The organism is Sediminibacillus terrae, from assembly GCF_009602435.1.
GTDB lineage: Bacteria > Bacillota > Bacilli > Bacillales > Amphibacillaceae > Sediminibacillus > Sediminibacillus terrae.
The window spans coordinates 27,618-40,900 of record NZ_VZDQ01000005.1 but is presented as its reverse complement, the minus strand read 5'-3'; the positions used below and the strand labels follow the sequence as shown (position 1 = coordinate 40,900).

General features: G+C 45.2%; 9 protein-coding genes. All 9 read right to left on the bottom strand.

The features are described 5' to 3' along the window. Positions 1 to 66: 66 nt before the first annotated feature. The 9 genes from ptsG to nadB all read right to left on the bottom strand — a co-directional run bounded on the left by ptsG (position 67) and on the right by nadB (position 12,457). Complete coding sequence (gene ptsG, locus F6X55_RS01955; RefSeq protein WP_026770983.1) at positions 67 to 2,109, bottom strand: glucose-specific PTS transporter subunit IIBC; 2,043 nt, start codon at positions 2,107 to 2,109, stop codon at positions 67 to 69. Positions 2,110 to 2,290: 181 nt separating this feature from the next. Next, positions 2,291 to 3,130 carry a glucose PTS transporter transcription antiterminator GlcT gene (gene glcT / locus F6X55_RS01950; RefSeq protein WP_026568991.1) on the bottom strand — a complete coding sequence of 280 codons (840 nt, stop codon included), beginning with the start codon at positions 3,128 to 3,130 and terminating at the stop codon, positions 2,291 to 2,293. A gap of 186 nt (positions 3,131 to 3,316) precedes the next feature. Beyond that, the gene (gene spoVT, locus F6X55_RS01945; protein WP_026568990.1) at positions 3,317 to 3,850 is read right to left on the bottom strand and encodes a stage V sporulation protein T; all 534 of its coding nucleotides are present in this window, start codon (positions 3,848 to 3,850) and stop codon (positions 3,317 to 3,319) included. Between the two features lie 160 nt (positions 3,851 to 4,010). Further along, positions 4,011 to 7,535: a transcription-repair coupling factor gene (gene mfd / locus F6X55_RS01940; RefSeq protein ID WP_026568989.1), complete on the bottom strand. Its 3,525-nt coding sequence runs from the start codon at positions 7,533 to 7,535 to the stop codon at positions 4,011 to 4,013. 185 nt (positions 7,536 to 7,720) lie between these two features. Then, a complete protein-coding gene (locus F6X55_RS01935) occupies positions 7,721 to 7,951 on the bottom strand; it encodes an anti-sigma-F factor Fin (protein WP_026568988.1) in 231 nt (76 codons plus the stop codon). A 95-nt stretch (positions 7,952 to 8,046) separates the two neighbouring features. Then, on the bottom strand, positions 8,047 to 8,607 hold the full coding sequence (gene pth, locus F6X55_RS01930) for an aminoacyl-tRNA hydrolase (RefSeq protein ID WP_153461779.1): 561 nt from the start codon (positions 8,605 to 8,607) through the stop codon (positions 8,047 to 8,049). Between the two features lie 346 nt (positions 8,608 to 8,953). Beyond that, positions 8,954 to 10,051: a quinolinate synthase NadA gene (gene nadA / locus F6X55_RS01925; protein ID WP_026770984.1), complete on the bottom strand. Its 1,098-nt coding sequence runs from the start codon at positions 10,049 to 10,051 to the stop codon at positions 8,954 to 8,956. A 5-nt stretch (positions 10,052 to 10,056) separates the two neighbouring features. After that, positions 10,057 to 10,914 (bottom strand): carboxylating nicotinate-nucleotide diphosphorylase, encoded by an 858-nt coding sequence (nadC, locus tag F6X55_RS01920; RefSeq protein ID WP_026568985.1) that lies wholly within the window; start codon positions 10,912 to 10,914, stop codon positions 10,057 to 10,059. Positions 10,915 to 10,927: 13 nt separating this feature from the next. Beyond that, the gene (gene nadB, locus F6X55_RS01915) at positions 10,928 to 12,457 is read right to left on the bottom strand and encodes an L-aspartate oxidase (protein ID WP_026770985.1); all 1,530 of its coding nucleotides are present in this window, start codon (positions 12,455 to 12,457) and stop codon (positions 10,928 to 10,930) included. Positions 12,458 to 13,283: the final 826 nt, after the last annotated feature.

The window sequence follows — 13,283 nt, the reverse complement described above, 5'->3', positions numbered from 1 at the left end:
TTGCGGACCTAGGACCAAAAAAAGACTCCGCCCCGGTAATCGCGGCAGAGTCTTTCCTTCTATCCATTATTGAATCGTGACGATATCTTTTTCTTTTGCGTCCACTTTGCCAGAAGCCTTCAAACTAACTTCCTGACCTTCTTCCAAATTCGTAAATACGACTGGCGTGATGGTGGATTCTGCATGTTCAGCAATATAGTCCAAATCGACTTCCATCAATGGCTGGCCTTGTTCAACAAAGTCACCTTCTTGTACTTTCGCCTCAAATCCTTCTCCTTTAAGCTTCACGGTGTCTATCCCGATATGGATAAGGATTTCTGTTCCGTTATCTGCCTGCAAGCCGATTGCATGCTTGGTCGGAAAAACATTTAACACTTTCCCGTTCACAGGCGATACGATTGTTCCCTGATCCGGCTTGATTGCAAAGCCATCCCCCATCATTTTACCTGAGAATACTTGATCAGGGACATCCGTAATGGATAGAATTTCCCCGCTTAACGGGCTGGCAAATTCAAGATTGTTCAGGTCGACAGGTGCTTTTTCTGCATCTTTTGCTTTATCGATGATTTGTGAAACGTCTTCTTTCGATCTCGGTGTTTTACCATCTATAATATCCTGCATTTGACCACGCAAGCTGTCGGAAACTGGCCCGAAAATCGCCTGGATGTTATTACCTACCTCCATAACACCAGAGGCACCCAGCTTTTTCAATCTGTTTTTATCCACTTCATTTTTATCGTCGACACTGACGCGCAGACGGGTAATACAAGCATCCAAGTGGGTGATGTTTTCTTTTCCACCCATAGCAGAAAGAATTTCGTACGGCAGGTCTCCGATTTCTTCTCCATCGTCTTCGTCAGCCGCCTCATCTTCCCGTCCTGGTGTTGCCAGGTTGAACTTAAGTATTGCCCAGCGGAATCCGAAGTAGTAGATGACCGCGAGAACCAGACCGACGATGATGACCCACCACCACGGAGTTTTATTTTGCATGACCCCAAACAGGATGAAGTCGATCAACCCACCGGAAAAGGTCATCCCGATTTTCACATTCAATAATTGCATTGTCATGAACGATAGTCCGGCAAAAATCGTATGAATTCCGAACAATACCGGTGCTACAAACAAGAAAGAGAACTCTAATGGTTCCGTAATACCTGTCAAGAAAGAGGTAAGTGCTGCAGATCCCATGATACCTGCTACTACTTTCTTACGCTCCGGCTTAGCAGTATGATAAATTGCCAGTGCGGCTGCCGGAAGACCGAACATCATGAACGGGAATTTACCGACCATGAATGTTCCTGCTGTAAACTCGTCGACTCCGTCTTTCAGTTGCTCAAAGAAAATAGTCTGGTCACCGCGGACAATTTCACCGGCCGCGTTGGTATAAGAACCGAATTCAAACCAGAACGGAGAATAGAAAATGTGATGCAAACCAAATGGAATCAGCGCCCTTTCAATCACACCGAACACAAATGCCGACAACGTTCTGTTTGTTTCCAGCATAAAGTGCGACAACGCATTAAGTCCGCTTTGGGCATATGGCCATATGAATAACATGATAATTCCTAGAATCAAAGCTGAAAAAGCGGTAATAATCGGTACGAATCGCTTTCCGGCAAAGAAGCCCAAAAACTGGGGAAGCTGAATATTGAAAAACTTCCTATACATATACGAGGCTAATAAACCAACTATTATCCCGCCAAAAACGCCGGTCTGAAGGGTTGGTGTACCAAGCACCATGGCATACGCGGGATTATCTTCTGCCATTTTCTGTGTGACATCTCCAAAAACCCCCATGGTGACATTCATGATTAAGTAACCAATGATTGCCGCTAGTCCGGCTACTCCATCCCCGCCGGCAAGTCCGATGGCTACACCAACCGCAAATAGCAACGGCAGGTTATCAAACACGACGCCACCCGCTTCAGCCATGACGGCCAAAATTTCCTGCACCCATGGTGTGCCGAAGAAAGGAACCTTGTCTACAAAGGTATCCTGGGCAAAGCTCGTACCAAAGGCAAGTAAAATACCTGCTGCCGGAAGCAATGCCACCGGAAGCATTAATGCTTTACCGACTTTTTGCAACGTGCCAAAAGCATTTTTGAACATCATAATACCTCCTAAATATAATGATTTTTTGCTAACCAATCTCTCCTAAAACGTTTTCAGGAAGACAAATAAAAAAGACATGAGTATTCAAGACTCAGGTTAAAAAGGATATACTTATCCCTTAAGATAACCCGAAAATCTCTTCATACTCATGCCTGATCGAATCAGTTACACGTAATGATTAGGATTTATTGGTTAAGCGCTGTAAATGAATCGTTAAATAAAGGACTTCTGATTCATCCACGGATCGATGTAATTGTTTTTGCATGACCTTTACTAACTTCCAAGCAAGATTATAGCATACGGGATATTCTTTTTTCAACATATCCGCCAACTTTTTTTCTCTCCCCAATGCTTCCCCTTTATGCACGCGGTCAATGGCGCGATGCAGATGTTGAATAAGGCGAAAGTAATTGACGTCCTGCTTGAGAAGCTTGATCTCCAGATTGTCTTCGATCAATTCAATCATGGTGGTGATCAACTGGTGATACTGATTAATATCACGGAGGGACTTATCCGTCACAGCACTATGGATATGCAAGGCGACGAATCCTATTTCCCCTTCTGGAAAATCGACATTTGTCTGCCTTTTCAATTTCTCCACCACTTCGACGGCTACCTGGTACTCCTTCGGATAAAGGGCTTCGATTTCAAACAAGAAGGGATTAGAAAAGTTCATATCTTTTTTTGCACGGTTGACTGCAAAAGCAATATGGTCCGTCAGCGCTACGTGAATATGCTCATTGAGTTGTTTCCCCATTCTCTCTTCGATAAACAACATGATATCATTCATGAAATCAAGTAATTCTTTATCGATATACGGGAGCAGATTAACGTACTGTTCCTTTTCCTTCTCATCCTTCAATAAGAATGTTTTATCCGCCTTGTCGACAGAAATGCGATCCCCCGGTTTCCGGTTGAACCCGATGCCTTTACCGATCAATACAACCTCTTTATAGGTTTCGTGCTCGGCAGTAACCACATTATTATTCAAGACTTTATCGATAATAAGCTGTTCCATGGTTTCCTCTCCCTGTTTTCCTGCAATTCCCTTTTCCTTTGTCTATCGTAAAGCCATGAAAGCCTTTTTACAAGGAATTTTATTTATACATGCCCTTTCAAAGTTCTTTTCCCATCAAACAAAAAGGACTGACACAAGGAACACTCCTTATGCCAATCCCTCTTCCACACACAACGTGCTTTTTTTCTACTCCATCTGCCTCGCCAGAAAACCGGCTGCAGTTTCTACTGCCTTTTGCTCCACTGGACCTAAATCGCCCTTTGTTTTCGACATGACCATGACACAACCAATCGGATCGCCGTTTGCAATAATCGGGCTGAGCACGTAGGAAGCGATATTTTCCTCTCTTCCTTCCACCAACTCGACTGATGCATCCTTTTCTGTCACCAGGTTTCGCTCATCCATTGCTTTCTCCATTTGCGAACCGATGTTTTTACTTAAATATTCTTTTTTGGATTCTCCGGCAACGGCTATAAATTCATCACGATCACAAATAAGTACGGGAGATCCTAGAGAATCGAATAGAGCGTCTGCATATTCTTTTGCAAAATCGCCTAGCTCACTGATCGGTGAATACTTTTTCAGGATCACCTCTCCATCCCGGTCGACAAATATTTCTAACGGATCCCCTTCACGAATTCTTAATGTTCTTCTGATTTCTTTCGGAATCACTACTCTGCCTAAATCATCAATTCGACGCACAATTCCTGTTGCTTTCATCTGCTGTGTAGCCTCACTTTCTTTGATGATCTTTCTGGTTCTCTTTCCACCATCGGTAACATTAAGCAGAAATAACCAGTTGTGGCTTTAGTATGATTCACCGGTTAATAACTATACATAAATATTCTACATTTTGCCTTTAAACCGCGTCTCCGCTCTACTATTCCCTTTTTGTGTTTTTCAGTCCGGAAATCAGTTCTTCGACGATCTCATAACGGCGCGGTTTGGTTTCCCGATTCCATTGTAATACCATTTTCAGGTTGCGATTTTCGGTACCCAGTTGAACCATCCGTCCATAATGGTTGGCAAATTCGAACAGCTTCGCTCCATCTATTTGCTGGCTGGTGTCTTCCTCTACCAACAGCTCAATCTTATTCTTCTTCTCACTGACTGATTGCACACGCTGCTGCTTGGCACCGCTCTTAATCGTCGCCACATGGAAAAGGTTGCCGACTTCTTCTGGATAGTCACCAAACCGATCCAGCAGTTCTTCTCTCAAGTCAAAGATATCCTCCTGGGAATCAATGGCCTGGAATCGCTTATACATATCGATCTTTTGTTTCTCATCATCGATATAGCTGTCAGGAATGTAAGCGTCCAAGTCCAAATCGAGTTCCACTTCGAACGGCTTCGCTTCTTCCACTGTTTTCCCGGCTTTCCTGGCATCGACTGCCTCTTTCAGCATTTGCGAGTACATGTCGAATCCGACCGAATCAATGAAACCATGCTGCTGGGCACCGAGCAGATTTCCTGCTCCGCGAATCGACAAATCACGCATGGCAATCTTGAAACCGGAACCTAGTTCTGTAAATTCTTTGATTGCCTGCAATCTTTTTTCGGCAACTTCTGTCAGCACTTTATCCTGTTGATAGGTGAAATAGGAATAGGCGACGCGATTGGACCTTCCCACTCTGCCACGCAGCTGATAAAGCTGACTAAGCCCCATTTTGTCTGCATCATAAACTATCAGCGTATTTACATTCGGAATATCGACACCTGTCTCGATAATCGTCGTGCTGACGAGGACATCCGACTCGCCTTCCAGGAAGGAGAACATCACATTTTCCAATTCTGCTTCATTCATTTGACCATGCGCAAATGCGACCCGGGCATCTTCCACCAACGCCGATATTTCTTCTGCCATCCGTTCAATGTTGTCGACCCGGTTGTACAAAAAGAACACTTGTCCACCGCGTGACATTTCCCTTTCAATGGCTTCTCTGATAAAGACCGGGTTGTATTCCATGACATAGGTTTGAATCGGAAACCGATTTTCCGGAGGTGTTTCGATGACCGATAAATCCCGTACTCCAAGCATCGACATATGAAGCGTCCGTGGAATTGGTGTTGCTGTTAAGGTCAGGACATCGACATTCGTTTTCAACCTTTTTATTTTTTCCTTATGCTTTACTCCGAATCGCTGCTCCTCATCCACAATCAGCAAACCGATACTTTTATATTCCACATCCTTGGAAAGCAGGCGATGGGTGCCGATGACAATATCGACCAATCCTTTTTTCAAGCCTTCCAATGTTTCTTTTTGCTGTTTCCTCGTCCGGAATCTGCTTAACAGCCCGATGTTGACAGCATGCCCTTGAAAACGTTCCATGATTGTTTCATAATGCTGCTGGGCCAGAATGGTCGTCGGCACCAGGATGGCCACCTGTTTTCCATCGGCAATCGCTTTGAACGCCGCCCTTATGGCAACCTCGGTTTTCCCATAACCCACGTCCCCGCAAAGCAGACGATCCATCGGGCGCGGCCGTTCCATATCTTTTTTGATTTCTTCAATACAACGGAGTTGATCCTCTGTTTCCTGATAAGGAAACGCATCTTCAAATTCCCGTTGCATCAGTGTATCTTCAGAAAAAGCATAGCCCTTGGTCGCCTCTCTTTCGGCATACAGCTTAATTAAATCGTCAGCGATATCTTCAACAGAGGATTGGACTTTGCTTTTTACTTTTTTCCATTCACTTCCGCCAAGCTTGTACAGCTTCGGTTCTTTGCCTTCCGAACCGACATATTTTTGAACCAAGTCGATTTGATCGATCGGGACGAACAGCTTGTCATCTCCCATATACTTAAGGAGCATGAAGTCTTTATGAAGCCCGTTCACTTCCAGTGTTTCAATTCCAAGATACCGGCCAATCCCGTGATTGGCATGGACTACGTAATCCCCCACTTTCAGTTCCTGATAGTTTTTAATCCGCTCAGCATTGGAAATCTTCTGTTTTCTTTTCGGCCTGCTGGTTCGCTTCTTGAATAATTCACTCTCTGTCAATATAGCCACTTTATGCATCGGCAGTTCAAATCCGCTGCTTATGTTATCCACCATGATAAGCGGCTTGGATTGCGGCAATTGCACATCTCCTGATGCCCGTACAGCTTCCATCTCATAATCGGAAAGGACTGCTTCGATTTTTTCCGCACGCTGTTCGTTCGGAGCAAAGATAATAATGGAAAAGTCGTTGTTTTGCCAGCGGGTAAATTCATTTTTCAATAAGTTCATTTGCCCATGGAACTGCTGCATGGCTCGACAGGATACATTCACCAGATTTTGCGGATTCGTATTAGGAATGTGGCGCAGGAATACAGACATATACAGGCGGGGCTGTTTCATTTTCGTCCACGTATCATGCCAATCAAAAGAAATAGTCAGGTTATGCACCATCTGCTGCTGTTCCAACAAGCTCTGATGCCATTCTGCTTCCTCTTCATCCAGCCGGTTGGCCGTCTCCTGGATTCTGCTCATTTCATCTAAAATGATCAACCCGTTCTCAGGCAGGTAATCTAATAAACTACCAGGTTCCTGATAGAAATAACCGATATATTTATACATTTCTTGAAAACGTTCCTGCTGCCTTAACCGGTCCAAATCCTGATTGACCGCAGCAGCCAGTTTTTCCTTATCCTCTGCTTTTTTAAACTTTTTCAAGGATATGGCCAGTTCTTCTTCAAGTCTGTCTGCCCCTGTTGCAATATCTTCAGGCCGCAATAACATTTCTGTAGCCGGTCCTACGACCACCTGTTCTGCTTTTTCCAACGACCGTTGGGTTTCTGCGTCAAAAAAGCGGATGGAATCGACTTCCTCGTCAAACAATTCCACACGAATGGGATTTGCCTCTGTAATTGGATAAATGTCAATAATTCCACCACGCAAGCTGAACTCTCCCGGGGTGGAAACCATGTCGACACGTTCATATCCCATTTCGAACAAGGAGGACAGATAGTTCTCGATATTGATTTCCGTTTCTAATTGAAAATGCAGCTGGTAGTCTTTCCAATAGGATGCCGGAGGCAAAATCCGTTTCAATGCAGCTACAGGTGCTATCAAAATACCAGATTCCTTGTTCATCCACTGATTCAACGCTTCGATTCGTTGGCTTTTCAGTTCGGGGCTGGCTATAGCAATCTCCGAAGCAATCAATTCATTGACCGGATAAAGATGAACAGAATCCCGTTCCGACATTTCCAGCAGGTCCTCATAAAGCTGCTGAGCCTGCATCAATTGGTGTGTCACGAGTAAAATCGGCTTTTTGGAAGCTTCATTGATCAATGATGCCAGCATGCCTCTCGCCGATCCAGTCAAGCCGGAAACGAGCTGCTCCTTAAGCCCTGCCTCGACACCGGACAATACCGAATGTATATCGTCTTGTGTCTTTAAATATTGTTTTAATCCTTGCATGATGCCTCCCCCTACTATTCCTATGCACAGTTAAGTATATTTTACGGATAAGTACAAAAACGCCTTGGCTGACGACCAAAGCTTTTACCTCCAATAATTCACCTGACGACTATGAAGTGCGTGGACAGCTTCCCTCCGAAAACACGAGGGAAACCCCGCACCATCCTTATTGATGAATATGTTCATCACTGTAAAAAATGATCCAATTCATGGTAATGAGGATGTTGCTCCAAGGATGCCTGGCAATTTTCACATATTGTTTTAATATGGACATCTCCATTAGCCTGATACTGGATCATTTCCCTTTTCTCATCCTGACTAAGCGTATCAAAACCTAATTGCTGCTCGTCAAGCACTTGCTGATCCAACTTGCCCACTTCATTGCCGCAATGCTTGCACTGATAAACAAGCGACATACGAAAAACCTCCTCTGGAAAAAAGTGTTTTATACGTACACTTTCAGTTTTTCCGTAAGGAAGGTTTCTATACCTATGTCAATTCAGTCTATGAATTAGCGATTAAATTCATTCATGACTTCCAAGAAGGGCTTCTCCAGCCAAGCTTCACAAGCATCCACTGCTTTTTCGACAACTTGGTCCATGGTTTGCTGCTCCTGTTTACTGAATGCTCCGAGGACATAGTCCGGCACTGGCATCGGGGTGGATGGACGCCCGATGCCTACACGGATTCGCTTAAACTCTTTCGTCCCCAAGTGATCAATAATGGAACGTATGCCATTATGACCACCATGACCGCCTTTTTCACGCAGACGGATTTTCCCCTGGGGCAAATCTAATTCATCGTAAATAACCACGATATCGCTTAAATCGATTTCATAGTATTCAACAAGCGGTCTGATCGACTCGCCTGATAAATTCATATAAGTCTGTGGCTCGAGCAGCACTACTTTCTCACCATTGATCGATTCCAGTGCATAAAGGCCATTGAATTTTTTCTTTTTTAACTTGATTTGATGCCTTCTGGCAAGTTCATCAATAATCATAAACCCTATATTGTGGCGTGTTTGCTCGAATTTTTTCCCTGGATTCCCCAGTCCTACGATACATTTCATTGCATTCACGTCTTTCTATCCATGATTAACGTTGATACCTCCTTATTGTACTTAGTTTACCTACAAAAATAAAGCAATAAAAAAAAGCGGAGGCATTTGTATAAAAGAGAACTGGCTACATTTATCACCGTCCTGTAACAACGCCCTGCATGACCTTCATCATGTGGGCTCCCGATCAGCTTAAACATATCGGAGCGGCCGTGTTTTTGCCACACAGAAGATAGTCTTAAGACCCGAGAGGGCAGGCGCTGTACTGGACAGCATTCCCAACGGAACTTTCTATTGCATAAAAAGCAGGCGCCCAAAAAGGTCCTCCCCCTTTTGACGCCCGATCAAAAACTACTCCCTATGCTCTGGCCAACATCCGGTCCAGGGCAAGCTTTGCCCCTTCTGCAATGTCGGAAGACACTTTTATTTGATTTTCGACAACTCCCTGCTCCAATGATTCAAGCGCCCATAAAAGGTGGGGAAGATCAATCCGATTCATTGTCAAACACGGACACATTTGCGGATTCAGGGAAATAATTTCTTTATCAGGATGCTGGTGCATCAGCCTTTTAACAAGGTTCATTTCCGTCCCGACCGCCCACTTACTACCAGCCGGCGCCCCGGAAATCGTATCGATGATAAATTTAGTAGATCCTGCATAATCAGAACGCTCGACGACCTCGCGGCTGCATTCAGGGTGGACAATGACTTTCATGTCCGGGCGTGTTTTACGGATATGTTCGACGTTCGGTACGCGAAAATTTTCATGGACGGAACAATGCCCTTTCCACAAAATAACCTGAATATCGCCGACTTCCCCGTCATATTCCAATCGATCCAGGATCGGATTCCACACCGCCATGTTTTCCAGCGGGATACCAAGATCATATGCTGTATTTCTTCCCAAATGCTGATCAGGCAAAAACAAGATCCTTTCTTTTTGGGTAAAGGCCCATTCGAGCATATGACTGGCATTTGACGAGGTGACGGTTGCCCCTCCATTTTCTCCAACAAACGCTTTTATGGCCGCTGTCGAGTTGACATAGGTCAAGGGGACAATGCTATCACCGAATGTCTTCCGCATGATTTTCCAGCCTCGTTCGGTTTGATGGATGTCCGCCATATCGGCCATTGAACAGCCTGCCCGCATATCTGGAAGGATTACTCGCTGGTAATCCTCCGTCAGAATATCTGCCGTTTCCGCCATGAAATGCACTCCGCAAAACACGATGTATTCGGCTGGATTTGCAGCAGACAACTGGGCCAGCTGTAAAGAATCACCTGCCGCATCGGCAAATTGCATTACTTCATCCTTCTGATAATGATGGCCCGGGATAAATAACCTGTCTCCAAATTTTTCTTTTATTTCTTTTACCCTTTCGGTCATCTCCATCTCCGTGAATTCCTTATATTTTTCCGGCAATACTTGTTTTTGGGTGTGCTGAAGTACGTCCAACATTTTCATCGCGGCTTCCTCCCTGTCGATTGATTTTCTACAAGCATGCTGATATCCAACGCATTGACCGAGTGAGTCAAATAGCCAAGCGAGATATAATCAACTCCTGTATCCCGGTATGCAGCCAGCCGATCTTCGGTTATTCCGCCAGATGCTTCGGTAATGATCCCGTCGGGTACAATCTTGACAAACTCTGCAACTTCCTGAGGAGAACGATTATCGAACATTATCACATCCACTCCCGCTTCAACCGCCTCGATCACCTGTTCTTTGTTTTCCGTCTCTACTTCCAACTTCACCATGTGTCCTCCATGGCTTCTAGCTGCATTCACTGCATTGGTGATCGATCCACAAAAAGCAATATGGTTATCTTTGATCATGATTCCATCATATAAACCGAAGCGGTGATTCTTGCCCCCTCCACACCTTACTGCGTATTTTTCCAGCATCCGCAGGCCTGGAGTCGTTTTCCTAGTATCACAAATGTTGGTATGACTGCTGCCCAATGTTTCAACGCTTTGCCTCGTTTTTGTCGCAATACCGCCCATCCGCTGCAGTAAATTTAAAATGACTCTTTCTCCCGTGAGGAGATGGCGGACTGGCCCCACCGCCTCTGCGATTTTCTCGCCGGGCAGAACAGATTGACCATCACGTTTCAGCAGGTTGACACGGATTGAAGGGTCAAACAGGCGATACGCCTCTGCAATAATCGATAGTCCTGCCAGTACTCCCTGTTGCTTTGCAATAAATGTTGCCGTCCCTGTTTGATGGAGGGGAAAAATTGCCGTACTCGTCAAATCCTGATCGCCGATGTCCTCCAAATAGAATTGCCGGAGCAGTTCTTGTAGTTTGATATTGTTCACTTTTCAGTCCCTCCTAAATCACCGCGGCTTGCTTGTGCAATCGGCGGATTATCCTCTTTTTCCCCCACTCCGATTTGGAAAAAGGAAAGTCGGTTCGGTAATGACCGCCACGGCTTTCCCTTCTCGATAAAGCAGAAGTGGTAATCAGCCAGGCTACAGTCAGCATATTGACCTTCTCTGCGGTCTCTCTCTTGTCAATCGACTTCACCGCATAGGGATCGAAGGATTCTTCCAGCCATGCTTTCAATTTCGCCAGCCCTTGCTGATCCCGCTCTACTCCTGCATATTCCGTCATCATCCGGCGGATAGCCTCTTTCTCTGGAAGCTTCCCTCCTGCTGCGTGGTGATTTGGGAAAACGGGATGACTCACTAATGAAGATGGTGATTTAGATAGGATATTTTCTGCTGTTAAGGTACCAAATACAATTCCTTCCAACAACGAATTGCTGGCAATGCGATTTGCTCCATGAACACCGGTCCAGGCGGCCTCTCCGACAGCATATAATCCTGGCAGTGATGTTTCTCCTCCTCTCCCTGTTTTGATTCCGCCCATTAAAAAATGGGAGCCGGGAATCACAGGGAGTAAAGTAGAACCATCCAGGTCATTTTCTTGGCAAAGTCGATGAATCGTTGGAAAACGGTTTGAAAAATTTCTTACCGGCGAAATATCCAAAAAAACCTCCGATCCTTGCTGTATTTGGTTGAAAATCTGTCTGGCCACCACATCACGCGGTGCTAAATCACCAAGCGGATGTATATGGTCCATAATTTTTCTGCCGTTTTCATTTATCAGGCAGGCCCCTTCCCCTCTGACAGCTTCGGAAACAAGTCCGAGCACTTCGCCATGTCGATACAGCATGGTCGGATGAAACTGAATAAACTCCAGATCTACCAGTTCAACACCGGCTCGGTAAGCCATCGCGATTCCGTCTCCTGTCACAGAGGCATGGTTGGATGTATATTTGTAGAGGCTGCCAACCCCGCCCGTTGCGATGATGGTATGCTCTGCAAGGTGGAAATTTACCGATCCATCTTTATGGATTGTTTTTATACCTCGGCACCGTCCCTGCTCGATGACCAAATCAACAGCCATCTCCTGCTCGATTATCTGGACGCTGCTTTGGATTTCCCGAAACAGAAACGTTGTCATTGCTTTTCCAGTCGCATCACCGCCGGCATGGAGAATGCGACGCCGGGAATGGGCTCCCTCTTTCCCTAGGGCCATTTGGCCATCCGTCTCACGGTCGAACTCCAGTCCTGCTTCCATGAGTTGTTTCAGATATTCCGGTCCCTGTTGGACAAGCGTTCGGACTTGGTCGCCATCATTATAATGGCAGCCTGCAGCCATTGTATCTTCGAAGTGACTGGACCAGTCATCCCCCCTGCCAATTGCTGCTGCAATTCCGCCTTGGGCCATGTATGAGTTGCTTGAGGTCTTCGCAGACTTTGTGAAAATAATCACATTTTTATGCTTGCTTAACTTCCTGGCAGCTATCAATGCCGATAAACCGCCGCCAATGATTATTACATCCGTATGAGGCATCGTCGCGTCTCCCCTATATTAATGTCTTCCGACAACATCATTACATAATATGTATATCTATGTGTCTTGACACCTATATTTACATATTATTTAATGAATGACAAGAGCTTTGTTTAATTTATTTAAATAGTTTTCAAACGACTACAGATTTTGTAGACATGGGAGGGGGCTTAAATGTACTCCGGCAGCATACTTCGCTTTCCGCGGGCACGGCCACACCTCCGCAGAAGTCTAATTACGCTGATGGAGTAGACAGAGTATATTCCTCGTGAGTCTTGACTACTGGAAAAGAAACAATGAAATTATATGATTTTTGACTTTTTGAATGCTTTGGAAATGAGGCGCTAAATCAAGGCGCTCAGACATTTTCCAGGTTATCACTGTCAAATACAGAGCAAGTAGATTCTCAGCGGAGGAAATACACGTAGACTCCAGCTGACGTATGCTTTTAATACGTGAGTACCGGAAAAGGGGAGCTAACGCAGAGATTCGACGTGTCATTTTTCCCGCAATTTAGAACTTCCTCCTCAATCCGTGTTCGAAATGAGGACAAAAAGGACCAAGAAGATCCAGGCAGCGAGGCTTTGAGGAACGGAGCGTATGCTTTTAATACGTGAGTACCGGAAAAGGGGAGCTAACGCAGAGATTCGACGCGTCATTTTTCCCGCAATTTAGAACTTCCTCCTCAATCGATGTTCGAAATGAGGACAAAAAGGACCAAGAAGATCCAGGCAGCGAGGCTTTGAGGAACGGAGCGTATGCTTTTAATACGTGAGTACCGGAAAAGGGGAGCTAACGCAGAGATTCGACGCGTCATTTTTCCCGC

Excerpts from the sequence above, each read along its gene's own strand:
- spoVT (WP_026568990.1), bottom strand. The coding sequence starts at position 3,850 with ATGAAAGCAACAGGAATTGTGCGTCGAATTGATGATTTAGGCAGAGTA.
- ptsG (WP_026770983.1), bottom strand. The coding sequence starts at position 2,109 with ATGTTCAAAAATGCTTTTGGCACGTTGCAAAAAGTCGGTAAAGCATTA.
- F6X55_RS01935 (WP_026568988.1), bottom strand. The coding sequence starts at position 7,951 with ATGTCGCTTGTTTATCAGTGCAAGCATTGCGGCAATGAAGTGGGCAAG.
- glcT (WP_026568991.1), bottom strand. The coding sequence starts at position 3,130 with ATGGAACAGCTTATTATCGATAAAGTCTTGAATAATAATGTGGTTACT.
- mfd (WP_026568989.1), bottom strand. The coding sequence starts at position 7,535 with ATGCAAGGATTAAAACAATATTTAAAGACACAAGACGATATACATTCG.
- nadB (WP_026770985.1), bottom strand. The coding sequence starts at position 12,457 with ATGCCTCATACGGATGTAATAATCATTGGCGGCGGTTTATCGGCATTG.
- pth (WP_153461779.1), bottom strand. The coding sequence starts at position 8,607 with ATGAAATGTATCGTAGGACTGGGGAATCCAGGGAAAAAATTCGAGCAA.